The organism is Rhodanobacter soli (assembly GCF_040548735.1).
Classification (GTDB): domain Bacteria; phylum Pseudomonadota; class Gammaproteobacteria; order Xanthomonadales; family Rhodanobacteraceae; genus Rhodanobacter; species Rhodanobacter soli_A.
Window position 1 is genome coordinate 1,614,766 of record NZ_JBEPSD010000001.1, and the last position, 15,972, is coordinate 1,630,737.

General features: G+C 68.6%; 14 protein-coding genes. All 14 read left to right on the plus strand.

What is annotated here, in order from left to right; translation table 11 throughout:
- Positions 1 to 78: 78 nt before the first annotated feature.
- A complete protein-coding gene (locus ABIE04_RS07415) occupies positions 79 to 1,224 on the plus strand; it encodes a homoserine dehydrogenase (protein WP_354548142.1) in 1,146 nt (381 codons plus the stop codon).
- Entirely contained in the window at positions 1,221 to 2,216 is a 996-nt protein-coding gene (locus tag ABIE04_RS07420; RefSeq protein WP_436410357.1) for a homoserine kinase, read from the plus strand. Before ABIE04_RS07415 ends, ABIE04_RS07420 begins: the two co-directional genes overlap by 4 nt.
- Complete coding sequence (gene thrC, locus ABIE04_RS07425; RefSeq protein WP_354548147.1) at positions 2,213 to 3,547, plus strand: threonine synthase; 1,335 nt, start codon at positions 2,213 to 2,215, stop codon at positions 3,545 to 3,547. The genes ABIE04_RS07420 and thrC overlap by 4 nt, the downstream gene beginning before the upstream one ends.
- 213 nt (positions 3,548 to 3,760) lie before the next feature.
- Complete coding sequence (locus tag ABIE04_RS07430; protein ID WP_354548149.1) at positions 3,761 to 4,243, plus strand: hypothetical protein; 483 nt, start codon at positions 3,761 to 3,763, stop codon at positions 4,241 to 4,243.
- A gap of 184 nt (positions 4,244 to 4,427) precedes the next feature.
- Positions 4,428 to 4,886 (plus strand): hypothetical protein, encoded by a 459-nt coding sequence (locus tag ABIE04_RS07435; RefSeq protein ID WP_354548154.1) that lies wholly within the window; start codon positions 4,428 to 4,430, stop codon positions 4,884 to 4,886.
- 175 nt (positions 4,887 to 5,061) lie between these two features.
- Positions 5,062 to 5,199 (plus strand): hypothetical protein, encoded by a 138-nt coding sequence (locus tag ABIE04_RS07440; protein WP_157616925.1) that lies wholly within the window; start codon positions 5,062 to 5,064, stop codon positions 5,197 to 5,199.
- Positions 5,200 to 5,312: 113 nt separating this feature from the next.
- Complete coding sequence (locus tag ABIE04_RS07445; protein ID WP_354548158.1) at positions 5,313 to 6,956, plus strand: 2-isopropylmalate synthase; 1,644 nt, start codon at positions 5,313 to 5,315, stop codon at positions 6,954 to 6,956.
- A complete protein-coding gene (locus tag ABIE04_RS07450; RefSeq protein ID WP_354548162.1) occupies positions 6,953 to 7,894 on the plus strand; it encodes a branched-chain amino acid transaminase in 942 nt (313 codons plus the stop codon). The genes ABIE04_RS07445 and ABIE04_RS07450 overlap by 4 nt, the downstream gene beginning before the upstream one ends.
- On the plus strand, positions 7,894 to 9,306 hold the full coding sequence (gene leuC / locus ABIE04_RS07455) for a 3-isopropylmalate dehydratase large subunit (protein WP_354548165.1): 1,413 nt from the start codon (positions 7,894 to 7,896) through the stop codon (positions 9,304 to 9,306). The genes ABIE04_RS07450 and leuC overlap by 1 nt, the downstream gene beginning before the upstream one ends.
- A complete protein-coding gene (gene leuD / locus ABIE04_RS07460; protein ID WP_354548169.1) occupies positions 9,303 to 9,890 on the plus strand; it encodes a 3-isopropylmalate dehydratase small subunit in 588 nt (195 codons plus the stop codon). The genes leuC and leuD overlap by 4 nt, the downstream gene beginning before the upstream one ends.
- The gene (leuB, locus tag ABIE04_RS07465; RefSeq protein WP_354548172.1) at positions 9,887 to 10,984 is read left to right on the plus strand and encodes a 3-isopropylmalate dehydrogenase; all 1,098 of its coding nucleotides are present in this window, start codon (positions 9,887 to 9,889) and stop codon (positions 10,982 to 10,984) included. Before leuD ends, leuB begins: the two co-directional genes overlap by 4 nt.
- Positions 10,985 to 11,248: 264 nt before the next feature.
- Positions 11,249 to 12,955, plus strand: coding sequence for a dihydroxy-acid dehydratase (locus tag ABIE04_RS07470; RefSeq protein ID WP_354548174.1), 1,707 nt, complete (start codon positions 11,249 to 11,251; stop codon positions 12,953 to 12,955).
- Positions 12,952 to 13,962, plus strand: a complete 1,011-nt coding sequence (gene ilvC / locus ABIE04_RS07475; protein ID WP_354548177.1) for a ketol-acid reductoisomerase — start codon at positions 12,952 to 12,954, stop codon at positions 13,960 to 13,962. The genes ABIE04_RS07470 and ilvC overlap by 4 nt, the downstream gene beginning before the upstream one ends.
- 210 nt (positions 13,963 to 14,172) lie before the next feature.
- Positions 14,173 to 15,966: a biosynthetic-type acetolactate synthase large subunit gene (gene ilvB, locus ABIE04_RS07480; RefSeq protein WP_436410374.1), complete on the plus strand. Its 1,794-nt coding sequence runs from the start codon at positions 14,173 to 14,175 to the stop codon at positions 15,964 to 15,966.
- Positions 15,967 to 15,972 lie beyond the last annotated feature (6 nt).

The window sequence follows — 15,972 nt, forward strand, 5'->3', positions numbered from 1 at the left end:
CTCGACAGAGGCGGGCCGGTGCACTCCCCAAGCACACGCCGATCCGCCAGCGAGCACGGGCCTCAACAGGAGGTCATCGTGAACATCTGTGCGCCCCAACTTGCCGAGCTGCCGCCGTCATTCAATTTCGCCATGCCGGCCTTGCGGCGGCAACGCGTGCTGGCGGTGGGCGTGATCGGCCCCGGCCGCGTCGGCAGCGCCTTGCTGGAACAGTTGCGCGCCGCGCAACCGCGGCTGCTCCGCGACAGCGGACTGGAGCTGAAACTCCGCGGCGTGGTGGCCAGCAAACGCATGTGGCTGGACTGCGACGACACCGAACTCAATGGCCGCCACGGCGGCGCGCAGATCTGGCGACCGAACGATCTGGACGCCTTCGCCGACCATGTGCGCGGCGACGATGGCCGGCATGCGCTGCTGATCGACTGCAGCGCGAACGACGAGGTGGCCGCGCACTATCCGCGCTGGCTGGCCGCCGGCCTGCATGTGGTGACGCCGAACAAGCTCGCCGGCAGCGGACCGTTGCCGCGCTGGCAGGCGATCCGCGCGGCCTGCGCCAGCGGCGCGCGCTTCCGCTACGAGGCCACCGTGTGCGCCGGGCTGCCGGTGGTGCAGACCTTGCGCGACCTGCTCGATACCGGCGACGAGCTGCTCGCGGTCGACGGCATGCTCTCCGGCACGCTGGCGTGGCTGTGCAACCGCCACGACGGCCGCCAGCCGTTCTCCGCGCTGGTGCGCGAAGCGCATGCGCTGGGCTATACCGAACCCGATCCGCGCGACGACCTGTCCGGCCTCGACGTGGCGCGCAAGCTGGTGATCCTGGCGCGCGAGGCGGGCTGGCAGTTGTCGCTGGAAGACGTGGACCTGCAAGGCCTGGTGCCACCCGCGCTGGACGCGTTGCCGCTGGACGAATGCATGCAGCGGCTGGACGAGCTGGATGCGCCGATGGCCGCGAAACTGGCCGAGGCGCATGCCCAAGGCGGCGTGCTGCGCCACGTGGCGCAACTGGACCGGCATGGCCACGCCAGCGTGCGGCTGCTGGTGCTGCCCGCCACCCACGCGTTCGCGCATACCCGGCTCACTGACAACATCGTGCAGTTCACCACCCGCCGCTACTGCGATAATCCGCTGTCGGTGCAAGGCCCCGGCGCCGGTCCGGAAGTGACCGCCGCCGGCGTGTTCACCGATCTGCTGCGTATCGCCGAGTCGCTGGAGGCGCGCGCATGAACTCCTCCCTGCTGGAACCCGTCATGGCTTCATCGCGCCGCGCCAAACCCCCGCAAGTCGCCTGCGCCTTCGCGCCTGCCAGCGTCGGCAACGTGGGGGTCGGCTTCGACCTGCTCGGCCACAGCGTGGCCGGTGCCGGCGACCGCGCCGAGGTGCGCCGCATCGACGAGCCGGTGGTGCGCATCGCGGCCATCCGCGGCTGCATCACCGACCTGCCCACCGACCCGCGCGCGAACACCGCCGGCACGGCGCTGCTCTCGCTGCGCAAGGCGCTCGGCCTGCAGCACGGTTTCGAGCTGGTACTGCACAAGGGCATCGCGCTGGGCTCGGGCATGGGCGGCTCGGCCGCGTCCTGCGTGGCTGCACTGGTCGCCGCCAACGCGCTGCTGGCGCAGCCGCTGCCGCGCGAGGCACTGTACGGCTTCGCGCTGGATGGCGAGACCGTGGCCAGCGGCAGCCGCCACGGCGACAACCTCGGCTCGATGCTGCTCGGCGGCCTGGTGCTGGCCACCCACGAACGGCTTCTGCGCATCGAGGTGCCGGCTGCATGGTATTGCGCGCTGGTACATCCGCACGTGGTGCTGGAAACGCGCCGGGCACGCGCGGCGCTGGCCGGTCACTACGCGTTGGGCGAGTTCGTGGCGCAAAGTTCGAACCTCGCCCTGGTGCTGGCCGGCTGCTACCGCGGCGATGCCGCGCTGGTACGCGAGGGCCTGAAGGACGTGCTGGTGGAACCACGCCGCGCGCCGCTGATCCCGAATTTCGCCAAGGTGAAGCAGGCCGCGCTCGACCACCGCGCGCTCGGCGCCAGCATCTCCGGCGCGGGCCCCAGCGTGTTCGGCTGGTACGACAACCGCGGCGATGCCGAAGCGGCCAGCGTGGCAATGCAGGCGGCGTTCGCCGATGCCGGGCTGGGCAGCGATGCCTGGGTGTCGCCGATCGACGGGCCCGCAGCCGCGTTGATCGACTCGCTCGACGAGGTTCGGCCATGAGCGAGCCGATCCGCTATCACAGCACTCGCAGCACCGGTTCCACCGTGCCGATCAGCCAGGCGATCGCCGCCGGGCTGGCGCCTGACGGTGGACTGTACGTGCCCGAAAGGCTGCCCACGCTCGACCCGGCCGCGTTCGACCCGCACGGCTCGCTGGCCGACACCGCGGCCACCCTGCTGGCGCCGTTCTTCGCCGGCGATGCGCTGGCCGATGAGTTACCCGCGATCTGCGCCGAGGCATTCGCCTTCGACGCGCCGCTGCGCGCACTGCCGGCGCATCCGCATACGACGATGCTGGAACTGTTCCACGGTCCCACGTCGGCCTTCAAGGATTTCGGTGCGCGCTTCCTCGCCGCCTGCCTGCGCCGGCTGCCGCGCGCCGATGCGCGGCCGCTGACCATCCTGGTCGCCACCTCGGGCGACACCGGCGCCGCGGTGGCGGCAGCGTTCCATCGCCAGCCGGGCGTGCGGGTGGTGATCCTCTATCCGGACGGACTGGTTTCGCCGCGACAGGCACATCAACTCGGCTGCTTCGGCGACAACGTCACGGCACTGCGTGTGGCCGGTCGTTTCGACGACTGCCAGCGCATGGTCAAGGCCGCGCTCAACGACACCACACTGCAGGCGCAGCACCCGCTGTCCTCGGCGAACAGCATCAGCCTGGGCCGGCTGCTGCCGCAGATGAGCTACTACGCGCACGCCGCGCTGGGCTGGTGGCGCGAACACGGCACAGCGCTGAGTTTCATCGTGCCCACCGGCAACCTCGGCAACGCGCTGGCCTGCCTGTGGGTACGTGAACTGGGCCTGCCGATCGGCGAAGTACGGCTGGCCTGCAACGCCAACGCCACCCTGCCCGAGTTCTTCGCCGGCGCCGACTACCGTCCGCGCGAAGCAGTCGCCACCGTGGCCAACGCGATGGACGTGGGCGCCCCGAGCAATTTCGAACGCCTGCGCTGGACATTCCCGGACGAAGCGCAACTGCGCCAGACGCTGCGCGCCGAGAGCGTGGACGACGACACCATCCGCGCCACCGCACTCAACCACGCCCGTGAGCATGGTGAGGTCGTCTGCCCGCATACCGCCACCGCGTTTGCCCTGCTCGACCGCGAAGCTGCACATCGCGAACACCCTTGGGCGGTGGTCGCCACTGCTCATCCAGCCAAATTCGAAACGGTGCTGGAGCCTCTGCTCGGCCATGGCTTGGCGGTACCGACAGCCCTGGCGTTGATGCTCGAACGATCTGCGTCGGCGGAAGCCCTGGTGGCATACGATGCTGCGTTGAAGCAATGGCTGCGAGAACATGCAGATGCATGTACGGCCGTCCCTTTCTGAGCAGCGGGAGAGCGCTTCCAGTCCTTGAGCCCGGACACCTCTGGCAGAACCCGCGTTCTTGCGTACCAGACCGCTTGCATTTGAATACTTCCGGGTCTAGTTTTTTTCACCGCAGCCGCGAACTTTCCCAGCCCCATCGGCTGCCAACAAGGGGGGCGATCAGTCCCGCGCCGGCTCGCCGGTACCGCTCATTCGTCTATGGAGGGATTACCCATGAACAAGGTGACCGTTGCTTTCGTGCTGATCGCGCTGATCGCGCCCGCGCTGCATGCGCAAGAATCGGACGCGCAGAAGGGCTCTGACGCAAGCAGGCTCTCGCAATCTGCATACAACATCCAGCAGAACGAGTCCCGCATGCGGGCAAAGTGGTACAACGATCTGCAACACAACGACCACCAGACTTCGGTCAATTCCCTGGCCAACTTGAACAAGCTGCGCAGCAAACTCGCCGAGGCCTGGCAAGCCCTCGGGCTATCGCCCCCGGCAGCCAAGGCAGTCGCGGCGGCTTATCAGCCGAACTTCTCGTTGAACTCGAGACGTGCTTCCCTGCAGGGCAAGTCGGACGAGGAGATCGCCGCGCTGATCCAGTCCTCGCTGGCCAAGAAGGATTACCTGCTGGCCAACCAGACGCTCATCGATTTCCAGACGAAGAAGATGAGGCTAGGTACGGACGCCTCGCCGGATGGCCAGCACTGATCCGTCGCGTCGGGAAGCCGTTGCGCGATAGCGCGGGGGGGAAGGCATCCGCATCCATCGTGCGGGTGCCCGGAAATCGGGCGGCAACACTGCGGAACATGCGCGGGAACGACGATCTGCAGAAGCCGATTCGCTCTCGCCTTCAATACTCGATCGACGCTTCGAACCCAAGGGGAATCACCATATGAAAAGACTGCTCGTCGCTTGCATGCTTGTCACACTGACATCCACCGCGTTTTACGCACAGAACGCGCTGGCGCAGTCGCAATCTGCATACAACCTCCAGCAGAACGACATGCGCAATCAGCAGAGTTCTACCAATGCCTTGCAGCGCAACGACCGTCAGACCTATGTCAATTCCGTGGCCAATCTGACCAAGCTTCGCGCCAAACTCGCGGAGGCCTGGCAAACCCTTGGCATGTCGCCGCAAGCGGCCCAGGCCGTGGCGAACGCTTATCAACCGAACCTCGCGCAAAACTCCCACCACGCATCCCTACGCGGGAGGAGCGGTCAGGAGATCGCGTCAATGCTCCAGTCTGCCTTGGCCAAAAAAGACTACGCGCTGGCCGACCAGATGCTGATCGAATATGAGCAAATCGAGGCAAAACTGGGCGCAAACGTTTCGCCAGACAACCAGCACTGAGGCTGCCCGGGCAAGGATCGCGGACAAGGCTGGCCTGGCCCGTGCTGAAGACCGGGTCCCGCAGCATCGTGACCCGTCATTTCATCTGGACATCTGGACGTCCAAAGCACGTCGATCGACTGATTTCAAATGAAACTGTTGACGCCACCGTGTGAAGTGCCCTAAGGTCGGTTTCATGTCGCAGCGCAGCAGCCATTGCCGCATCGCCGAAATGAACCGTCTCGCGACGGTCGACGGCCTGCTGCAGCTCGGCGGCACGCTCCTTATTACCCTCGTACTCGTACTCCTTATTACCAACGGAGGTGCGGGCTGAGGGCATGTGTCCAGGTAGATAAGAAAACCTGAAAACACCCAAAGAACCCCGCACCCGGTAACGGATGCGGGGTTTTTTTGTGCCTTCGGCGACGCCCACACAGCGGAGCCATGATGAAAAACCCCGACCAGTACAATGCCCCCGCCAGCGACGACGACGTAGTCGCCGAACGCGTGCGGATCTTCGACACCACCTTGCGCGACGGCGAACAGGCGCCCGGTTTCTCGATGGACCGGCGCGCGAAACTGCGCATGGCGCAGCAGCTCGAGGCGCTCGGCGTGGACATCCTCGAAGCGGGCTTTCCGCAGGCTTCGCCGGACGATTTTGCTGCAGTTGCGGAAATCGCCGGGGCGCTGAGAAGCACCACGGTATGCGCGCTGGCGCGCTGCCAGGACGGCGATGTCGACAGCGCGGCGCGCGCGCTGAAGGCGGCGCGCCACTCGCGCATCCACCTATTCCTGTCGACCAGCCCGCTGCATCGCGAGCACAAGCTGGGCATGAGCAAGGCGCAGGTGCTGGACACCGCGGTGCGGGCGATCGAGCGTGCCCGCGGTTTCTGCGACGAGGTGGAGTTTTCCGCCGAGGATGCGCTGCGCACCGAGCCCGAATTCCTCGCCGAAGTGTTCAGCGCCGCGGTCGCCGCCGGCGCCACCACGCTCAATGCGCCGGACACGGTGGGCTACACCACGCCGACCGAGATCGTCGAGCTGTTCCGCTACCTGCGCCAGCACGTGCGCGACGCGGACAAGGTGATCTTCTCCAGCCATTGCCACGACGACCTCGGCATGGCGGTGGCGAACAGCCTGGCCGCGGTGAGCGCCGGCGCGCGCCAGGTGGAGTGCACCATCAACGGCATCGGCGAGCGCGCCGGCAACGCCGCGCTGGAGGAAGTGGTGATGGCGCTGAAGGTGCGCGCGCCGCACTTCGGCGTCGACACCCGCATCGATACCCGCCAGCTGTATCCCGCTTCGCGCCTGCTCACCGAGCTGACCGGCCAGGCGGTGCCGCGCAACAAGGCGATCGTGGGCGCCAACGCGTTCGCGCACGAGTCGGGCATTCACCAGCACGGCATGCTGAAGCATCGCGGCACCTACGAAATCATGCGGCCGCAGGACGTCGGCATCGCCGCGACCAGCCTGGTGATGGGCAAGCACTCCGGCCGCGCCGCGCTGCGCCAGCGCCTGCAGGCACTCGGTTACACGCCGGACGATGCGGCGCTGGATGACATCTTCACCCGCTTCAAGACGCTGGCCGACCACGGCCGCGAGCTGCACGACGAGGACCTGGAAGCGCTGGCGCTGGGACACGACCCGCACGCCACCGGCCCGTGGCGCATCGTGCAGCTGCACACCAGCTCGCACCTGGGCGGCAGCGCGTCGGCCTCGGTGAAGCTGGCCCACGACGACGGCCACGAGATCGGCGAGGCGGCGATCGGCGATGGCCCGGTCGACGCGGTGCTGCGCGCGATCGAGCGCGCCACCGGCACGCCGCTGGAACTCACCCGCTTCCAGATCGACGCCATGGGTGAGGGCGGCGATGCGCAGGGCCACGCCCAACTGAGCGCCCGCCACGCCGCCCGCGACTGGCGCGGCCACGGCAGCAGCACCGACATCGTCGAGGCCACCGCATTGGCCGCGCTGGTCATCGTCAACCGGATCGCCCGCCAATCTGCGTCAGACCAGCAAATCAACAAGCGGCCTTCCATGGCCGCGCGCGCGCTTGCGCATGGACGTGCGCACAAGGAGACCACCGCATGAGTACGCCATTCCTGTGGCACAACGGCCGCATCAAGCCGTGGGCCGAGGCCACCACCCACGTCAGCACGCACGCGTTGCACTACGGCTCGTCCGTGTTCGAGGGCGAGCGCGTGTACGCCACGCCGCACGGCCCGGCCTACTTCCGCCTGGCCGAGCACACCCGCCGGCTGTTCGAGTCGGCGCGTGTGTACGAGATCGAGATCGGCTACAGCGAGGACGAGATCAACGCCGCCTGCCTGGAGCTGATCCGTGCCAATGCGATGCCATCGGCCTACGTGCGGCCGATCGTGTTCCGCGGTGCCGGCGGATTGGGCGTGCTGGCGAAGGACGGCGCACCGGTGGAGGTGGCGATCATGGCGATGGCCTGGGGCGCCTACCTGGGCGAAGCGGCCGAGCGCGGCGCCGACGTGTGCGTGTCGTCATGGCATCGCCCCGCGCCGAACACCCTGCCCAGCTGGGCCAAGGCGGGCGGCAATTACCTGTCCAGCCAGCTGATCGGTCTGGAGGCGCGCCGCAACGGCTACGACGAAGGCATCGCGCTGGGCCACAACGGCCTGCTCAGCGAAGGCGCCGGCGAGAACCTGTTCTTGGTGAAAAACGGCCGGCTGCTCACGCCGCCGTCCAGCGCCGGCATCCTGGCCGGCATCACCCGCGACGCGGTGATCACCCTGGCTGCGGATCTCGGCATCGCGGTGGAAGAACGCGACCTGCCGCGCGAAGCGCTGTATTCCGCCGACGAAGTGTTCATGACCGGCACCGCTGCCGAGATCACCCCGGTGCGTTCGGTCGATCGCAAGGCGATCGGCAAGGGTGCACCTGGCCCGGTCACGCAGCAGCTGCGGCAAGCATTCTTCGGCCTGTTCGACGGCCGCACGGAGGATCGCTGGTCCTGGCTAACGCCAGTGCACAGCGAAGCCACGGCGCAGGAGGCTGCGTGATGGCCAGGACCCTCTTCGAAAAAGTCTGGGACGCCCATGTCGTCGTACCCGAAACCGCCGACACACCGGCCGTCCTCTACGTCGACCTGCACCTGGTGCACGAGGTGACCTCGCCGCAGGCATTCAGCGAACTGCGCGAGCGCGGGCTGCCGCTGCGCCGGCCCGACCGCATGCTGGCCACGCTGGACCATTCCACGCCGACCCTGCCGACCAACGCCGACGGCAGCCGCCCGTATGCGAACGCCGAGGCGCAGGCGCAGGTCGCACAGCTGGAAACGAACTGCCGCGAGTTCGGCGTCGAATTGCACGGCTGGGACAGTGAAGACCGCGGCATCGTGCACGTGATCGGCCCCGAGCTGGGCGCGACCCAGCCCGGCATGACCATCGTCTGCGGCGACAGCCACACCTCCACCCATGGCGCATTCGGCGCGCTGGCGTTCGGCATCGGCACCACCGAAGTCGGCCACGTGATGGCAACGCAGTGCCTGCTGCAGCGCAAGCCGAAGACCATGGCGATCCACGTCGACGGCCAGCTGCCGCCGGGCGTGGGCGCGAAGGACCTGATCCTGCACATCATCGGCACGATCGGCGTCGATGGCGGCACCGGCTACGTGCTGGAATACCGCGGCGCGGCGATCGAGGCGCTCACGATGGACGAGCGCATGACCGTCTGCAACATGTCCATCGAGGCCGGCGCGCGCGCCGGGCTGATCGCGCCGGACGAGACCACGTTCGCCTGGCTGAAAGGCCGCCCGCGCGTGCCGCAGGGTGCGGCATGGGACGCGGCGGTGGCGAAGTGGCGTGCGCTGCGCAGCGACGACGGCGCGCATTACGACCGCGAAGTGCGCATCGACGCCGGCGCGGTGAAGCCCACCGTCACCTACGGTACCCATCCCGGCATGGCGATCGCGATGGACGCACCGGTGCCGGCCGCCACGAATGCGCAGGAACGCCGCGCGCTCGACTACATGCAGAGCAAGGCCGGCCAGCCGATGCAGGGCACGCCGGTCGACGTGGTGTTCGTCGGCAGCTGCACCAACTCGCGCCTGTCCGACCTGCGCGAAGCCGCCCGCGTGCTGCATGGCCGGCGCATTGCCGATGGCGTGCGCATGCTGGTGGTGCCCGGCTCCGAGGCGGTGCGCCGCGACGCCGAGCGCGAAGGACTGCACCACGTGTTCACCGCCGCCGGCGCCGAGTGGCGCGTGCCGGGCTGCTCGATGTGCATCGCGATGAACGGCGACCTGGCGCAACCGGGCCAGCTGGTGGTGAGCACCTCCAACCGCAACTTCGAAGGTCGCCAGGGCAAGGGCGCGCGCACCGTGCTGGCCAGCCCGGCCACGGCCGCCGCGTCGGCGATCGCCGGGCGCATCGCCGATCCACGCGAGTACGCGACGCAGGAGCAAGCCGCATGAAACCCATCACCCGCCTCCACTCCCGCACCGCCGTACTGGCCGACGAGAACATCGATACCGATCGCATCATCCCGGCGCGCTTCCTCACCACGACCACCCGCGAGGGACTGGGCAAGCTGTGTTTCCACGACTGGCGCTACCAGGCCGACGGCAGCGACAATTCCGTCTTTCCGCTCAACCGGCCGGAAGCGCGCGGCTGCTCGATCCTCGTCGCCGGACGCAACTTCGGCTGCGGCTCCTCGCGCGAACACGCGCCCTGGGCGTTGCTGGACTACGGCATCCGCGCGGTGCTGTGCAGCGAGATCGCGGACATCTTCCGCGGCAACGCGCTGAAGAACGGCCTGCTGGCCATCGTCATCGACGAACTGGAACACCGCTGGCTGCTCAAGCACCCGGGCATCGAGCTGGCGATCGACGTGCGCGAGCAGTACATCGCGCTGCCCGACGGCGGCCGCATCCCGTTCCGTCTGGAACCGTTCGCGCGGCACTGCCTGCTCAACGGCGTCGACCAGCTCGGCTACCTGCTGCAGCACAGCGATGGGATCACCTCTTACGAACAACAGCATCAGGAGCAAGCGGCATGAAGGCACGCATCGTTACCCTGCCCGGCGATGGCGTCGGCCCCGAGGTCACCGCCGCCGCGGTGGCCGTATTGAAGACCGTGGCCGCGCGCTACGAGCACGTGTTCGCGTTCGAGGAACAGCTGATCGGCGGCATCGCGATCGACGCCACCGGCGAACCCTTGCCGGCTGCCTCGCTGGCCGCCTGCCGCTCTGCCGATGCGGTGCTGCTCGGGGCCGTCGGTGGTCCGAAATGGTCCGACCCGAACGCGCCGGTGCGCCCCGAGCAGGGCCTGCTGGCGCTGCGTGCCGCGCTCGGCGTGTATGCGAACCTGCGCCCGTTGCAGGTGCATCCGTCGCTGGCCAACCTGTCGCCGCTGAAGAACGACCGGCTGAAGCACGTCGACGTGCTGTTCGTGCGCGAACTCACCGGCGGCGCCTACTTCGGCGCGAAGACGCGCAGCGCCGACGCCGCCACCGACGAATGCAGGTACACCGTGGCCGAGATCGAGCGCGTGGTGCGCCGCGCGTTCGAACTGGCGCGCGACCGCCGCCGCCATGTCACCTCGGTGGACAAGGCGAACGTGCTGGAGACCTCGCGGCTGTGGCGCAGCACGGTGCAGCGCATCGCCGCCGAGTATCCGGACGTGAAGCTCGAGCACCAGCTGGTCGACTCGATGGCAATGCTGCTGCTGACCCAGCCGAACCGCTACGACGTGGTGGTCACCGAGAACCTGTTCGGCGACATCCTCACCGACGAGGCCGCCGCGTTGGCCGGTTCGCTGGGCCTGCTGCCATCGGCATCGCTGGGCGACGGCAAGGCCGGCCTGTACGAACCGATCCACGGCTCGGCGCCGGACATCGCAGGCCAAGGCGTGGCCAATCCGGTCGGCGCGATCCTTTCCGCCGCGCTGCTGCTGCGCCACTCGCTGGGCCTGGAAGCCGAAGCGGTGGCGATCGAATCGGCGGTCGAGCAGGTGCTGCGCCACGGTCCGCACAGCCGCGACATCGGCGGCAGCGCCGGCACCGGCGAGGTGCGCGATGCGGTGCTCGCGGCGATCGAGGATCACGCCGACACCGCCGCCGCGTTCTTCTGCGGAGCACGCGCATGCGGCTGATGCAGCCAGGTTTCCCCAGCGGGCACATGGACGTGTCCGCATTTTCTGCCGCCCCCTGCGTGCTCCCGGCACAGGACGGTTCGTGCACGCCGCGATGGCGCCGATCCCCGCCCCGTCCAGCCACCTCCCTCGCACGCAGGGGGCGCTTTTCTTTCATTCGGGCCATCCATGGCCCTCACCCTTCGGGCGGCTGGCGCCGTGCAAATCGGCATTCCTGCCGATTTGTCTCCCCCAAGAGGGATTCTGTCCTTCGGAGCTTTCTTCATGCGCAGTGACCTGATCAAGAGCGGCCCCGACCGCGCACCCGCCCGCGCCATGCTGCGCGCCACCGGCCTCGACGACGAGGCGATCGCGCGGCCGCTGGTCGCGGTGGTGCACACCTGGTCGAACGTGAGCCCGTGCAACCTCAACCTGCGCGAGCTCGCGGTCGAGGCCGCGGCCGGCATCCGCGCCGCCGGCGGCACGCCGGTGGAGTTCAACACCATCGCGGTGACCGACGGCATCGCGATGGGCACGCCGGGCATGCGCTCGTCGCTGATCAGCCGCGAGGTGATCACCGACTCGATCGAGCTGGCGGTGGACGGCCACTGCCTGGACGCGATGGTGGTGCTGTGCGGCTGCGACAAGACCATCCCCGCCGCGGCGATGGCGCTGGCGCGGCTGAACATTCCCGGCGTGGCGCTGTACGGCGGCACGATCGCGCACGGCACCCATGACAACCATCCGATCACCATCCAGCAGGTGTTCGAGGCGGTCGGCGCGCACGGCGCGGGCAAGATCAGCGACGAGGAACTGACCGCGGTCGAGCGCGACGCCTGCCCCGGTGCCGGTGCCTGCGGCGGCCAGTTCACTGCCAACACGATGGCGATGGTGCTGTCCACGCTGGGCCTGTCGCCGATGGGCTACAACGACATTCCCGCCACCCATCCGGCCAAGGGCGCCGCCGCGTTCCGCTGCGGCGAGCTGGTGATGGAATGCCTACGCGAGAACCGCACGCCGCGCGAGCTGATCACGCGCACCTCGATGCGCAACGCCGCGCGCATGGTCGCTGCCACCGCCGGTTCCACCAACGCGGTGCTGCACTTGCTGGCAATCGCGCGCGAAGCCGGCGTCGAGTGGTCGCTGGAGGATTTCGAACCGGCTTCGGCGCACACGCCGGTGATCGCCGACCTGCTGCCCGGCGGGCGCTACACCGCGGTCGAGTTGTTTGGCGCCGGCGGCAGCGCGCGGGTGGCGCAGGAACTGATCGCCGCCGGCATGCTGGAGGACACGCCCACCGTCACCGGCCGTTCGCTGTTCACCGAAACCGCCGCGGCGCCACGCGCCGAAACGCAGGACGTGGTGCATCCGGTCAGCGCACCGCTGAAGCCACGCGGCGGCTACTCGATCCTGTACGGCAACCTCGCCCCGGAAGGCTGCATCCTGAAGCTTGCCGGCAAGGGCGCCAGCCACTTCGAAGGCCGCGCCCGCGTCTACGAGGGTGAGGAGCAGGCGTTCGCCGCGGTGCAGGCCGGCGACATCGCCAAGGGCGACGTCATCGTGATCCGCAACGAAGGCCCGGCCGGCGGCCCCGGCATGCGCGAAATGCTCGGCGTCACCGCCGCGCTGATCGGCCGCGGCCTCGGCGACGACGTGGCATTGATCACCGACGGCCGCTTCTCCGGCGCCACCCACGGCTTCATGGTCGGCCACATCGCGCCGGAAGCCGCGCGCGGCGGGCCCATCGCCCTGCTGCACGAAGGCGACCGCATCGTGATCGATGCGGCGCGGCGCGAGATCGCCACCGACGCCGACCTCGCCGCGCGCCGTGCGCTCTGGCAGGCGCCGCCACCGAAGGTCAGCCGCGGCGCGCTGGCCAAATACGCCCTGCTGGTCGGCTCCGCCTCCGACGGCGCCACCACGCATCCCGGTTCCACCGTCTCCACCCCGACATCCGTCCACACCGAAACCCACCAGGGAGTCACCGCATGAGCAGCAACAACACCCTCGCCCCATCCCGCATCGCCGTGCTCGGCTACGGCAGCCAGGGCCGCGCGCACGCGCTGAACCTGCGCGACTCCGGCCTCGACGTGGTGGTCGGCCTGCGTCCGAACGGCCCGACCTGGCACAAGGCCAAGGCCGACGGCTTCAAGGTCGCCGAGCCGGCCGAGGCGGTGAAAGGCGCCGACCTCGTCGCCGTGCTGACGCCGGACATGGTGCAGCCGACGCTGTACAAGGAGTCGATCGAGCCGAACATCAAGCCCGGTGCGGCGCTGTTGTTCGCGCACGGCTTCAACGTGCACTTCAAGCAGATCGAACCGCGCGCCGACATCGACGTGATCCTCGTCGCGCCGAAGGGCCCCGGCGCACTGGTGCGCAGCGAGTACGAACGCGGCCGCGGCGTGCCGTGCATCTGGGCCGTGCACCAGGACGTCAGCGGCCAGGCCGAGGCAAAGACCAAGGGCTACGCCGACGGCATCGGCGGCGGCCGCGCGATGATCATCCAGACCGACTTCAAGGAAGAGACCGAGACCGACCTGTTCGGCGAGCAGGCGGTGCTGTGCGGCGGCGCCAGCGAACTGGTGATCAAGGGTTTCGAGACCCTGGTCGAGGCCGGCTACCAGCCGGAGATCGCCTACTACGAGGTGATGCACGAACTGAAGCTGATCGTCGACCTGTTCTATGAGGGCGGCCTGGCGAAGATGCTGCAGTTCGTCTCCGAGACCGCGCAGTACGGCGACTACGTCAGCGGTCCGCGGGTGGTCGACGCCGGCACCAAGGCGCGCATGAAGGAAGTCCTCACCGACATCCAGGACGGCACTTTCGCGCGCAACTGGATCGCCGAGTACCAGGCCGGGTTGCCGAACTACAAGCGCCTGAAGCAGGCCGACCTCGAGCATCCGATCGAGCAGGTCGGCGCGAAGCTGCGCGCACGGATGCCGTGGCTGCAGCCGAACACGGCACCTGCCGCCGTCGCGCCGTTGAAGAAAGCCGGCTGACGCTCTTTTGGCTCCTCCCCCTGCGCAGCAGGGGGAGGTTGGGAGGGGGTGGCGCTTTTGACTTTCGAGCAAGAGCAACCCCTCCCCAACCCTCCCCTGCTTTGCAGGGGAGGGAGCACGGCATCGAATCCCTGGGGAATTTATCTTGTGAATGCACCAGCACTGAAAGCCGAAACCACGACCGACCGGCATCCGCTGGCCGGCCAGAGCATGAGCGGCGCCGAAGTGATCGTGCAGGTGCTCGCCGACGAAGGCGTCGACGTGATGTTCGGCTATTCCGGCGGCGCGATCCTGCCGGTGTACGACGCGGTATTCCGCTACAACGCCGGACATCCGCGCGCCGACGGCGGCGAGAGCATGCCGCTGGTGGTACCGGCCAACGAGCAGGGCGCCGGCTTCATGGCGGCCGGTTACGCGCGCGCCTCCGGCAAGGTCGGCGTGGCCATCGTCACCTCCGGCCCCGGCGCCACCAACATGGTGACGCCGGTGCGCGACTCGATGGCCGACTCGATCCCGCTGGTGGTCATCTGCGGCCAGGTCGGCACCGCGGCGATCGGCAGCGATGCGTTCCAGGAGGCGCCGATCAGCAACATCATGGGTGCCTGCGCCAAGCACGTGTTCCTGGTCACCGATGCCGCGCAGTTGGAAGCCACCGTGCGCACCGCGTTCACCCTTGCCCGCAGCGGCCGGCCCGGGCCGGTGGTGGTGGACGTGCCGAAGGACGTGCAGAACGCCGCGCTGGCCTGGCATGGCCGCGGCGAACTGGCGTTGAGCGGCTACCGCACGCGGCTGCGCGCGGTGGAACAGGCGACGCTGAGCGATGCCGATTGCGCGGCGTTCTTCACCGCGTTGATGCAGGCGCAGCGCCCGCTGATCTACGCCGGCGGCGGCGTGATCGCCGCGGAGGCATCCGCGGCGTTGCGCGCGTTCGTCGATGCCTTCGGCCTGCCGGTCACCACCACCCTGATGGGCCTGGGCGGCTTCGACAGCACCGACCCGCTGGCACTGCACCTGCTCGGCATGCACGGCACGGCGTACGCGAACTACGCGGTGGAGGACTGCGACTTCGTGCTGGCGCTGGGCGCACGCTTCGACGATCGCGTGGCCGGCGTGCCGAACAAGTTCGCGCCGCGCGCGAAGTTCATCGCGCAGATCGACATCGACCCGGCCGAGATCGGCAAGGTGAAGAGCGTCGACTGGCATCACGTCGGCCCGCTGCAGCGCGCGCTGGAACGCCTCACCGCGTACGGCCGCGCACACGGCTTCAAGCCATCGCTGACGAAATGGCATGCGCACGTGGCGGAACTGAAACGCGTGCATGCGATGAACTACGACCGCGCAAGCGCGCTGATCCAGCCGTACGCGGTGCTGGAAGCGATCAACCGCCACACCCAGGGCCGCGCCATCGTCAGCACCGGCGTCGGCCAGCACCAGATGTGGGCGGCGCAGTACTTCGACTTCCGCGCGCCGCGGCATTGGCTCACCTCCGGCTCGATGGGCACGATGGGTTTCGGCCTGCCCGCGGCGATCGGCGCGCAGTTCGCGCACCGCGACAAGCTGGTGATCGACATCGACGGCGACGCCAGCATCCGCATGAACATCGGCGAGCTGGAGATCGTCACCACCTATGGCCTGCCGCTGAAGATCGTGGTGCTCAACAACGTCGGCGACGGCATGGTGCGGCAGTGGCAGAAGCTGTACTTCAAGGGCCGCTTCGCCGCGTCCGACAAGAGCCTGCACAAGAAGGATTTCGTGCGCGCCGCGCAGGCCGACGGCTTCGAATGGGCGCGGCGGCTGGAACGCGTGGACGAACTGGAAGCGACGATCGCCGACTTCCTCGCCTTCGACGGCCCGGCCTTCCTCGAAGTGATGATCGACCCGGACGCCGGCGTGTACCCGATGGTCGGGCCCGGCGCCAGCTATGCGCAGATGATCACCGGCGATTTCATCCCCTCGCGCGCGGCGCCGGTCGCGCACGAGGCGCCCACCCCGCACATGTTCTAGGAGAGC

What these genes read in the sequence shown, in the direction of transcription:
- ABIE04_RS07420 (WP_436410357.1), top strand. Translation starts at nt 1,221, where the DNA reads ATGAACTCCTCCCTGCTGGAACCCGTCATGGCTTCATCGCGCCGCGCC.
- thrC (WP_354548147.1), top strand. Translation starts at nt 2,213, where the DNA reads ATGAGCGAGCCGATCCGCTATCACAGCACTCGCAGCACCGGTTCCACC.
- ABIE04_RS07430 (WP_354548149.1), top strand. Translation starts at nt 3,761, where the DNA reads ATGAACAAGGTGACCGTTGCTTTCGTGCTGATCGCGCTGATCGCGCCC.
- ABIE04_RS07435 (WP_354548154.1), top strand. Translation starts at nt 4,428, where the DNA reads ATGAAAAGACTGCTCGTCGCTTGCATGCTTGTCACACTGACATCCACC.
- ABIE04_RS07440 (WP_157616925.1), top strand. Translation starts at nt 5,062, where the DNA reads ATGTCGCAGCGCAGCAGCCATTGCCGCATCGCCGAAATGAACCGTCTC.
- ABIE04_RS07445 (WP_354548158.1), top strand. Translation starts at nt 5,313, where the DNA reads ATGAAAAACCCCGACCAGTACAATGCCCCCGCCAGCGACGACGACGTA.
- ABIE04_RS07450 (WP_354548162.1), top strand. Translation starts at nt 6,953, where the DNA reads ATGAGTACGCCATTCCTGTGGCACAACGGCCGCATCAAGCCGTGGGCC.
- leuC (WP_354548165.1), top strand. Translation starts at nt 7,894, where the DNA reads ATGGCCAGGACCCTCTTCGAAAAAGTCTGGGACGCCCATGTCGTCGTA.
- leuD (WP_354548169.1), top strand. Translation starts at nt 9,303, where the DNA reads ATGAAACCCATCACCCGCCTCCACTCCCGCACCGCCGTACTGGCCGAC.
- leuB (WP_354548172.1), top strand. Translation starts at nt 9,887, where the DNA reads ATGAAGGCACGCATCGTTACCCTGCCCGGCGATGGCGTCGGCCCCGAG.
- ABIE04_RS07470 (WP_354548174.1), top strand. Translation starts at nt 11,249, where the DNA reads ATGCGCAGTGACCTGATCAAGAGCGGCCCCGACCGCGCACCCGCCCGC.
- ilvC (WP_354548177.1), top strand. Translation starts at nt 12,952, where the DNA reads ATGAGCAGCAACAACACCCTCGCCCCATCCCGCATCGCCGTGCTCGGC.
- ilvB (WP_436410374.1), top strand. Translation starts at nt 14,173, where the DNA reads ATGAGCGGCGCCGAAGTGATCGTGCAGGTGCTCGCCGACGAAGGCGTC.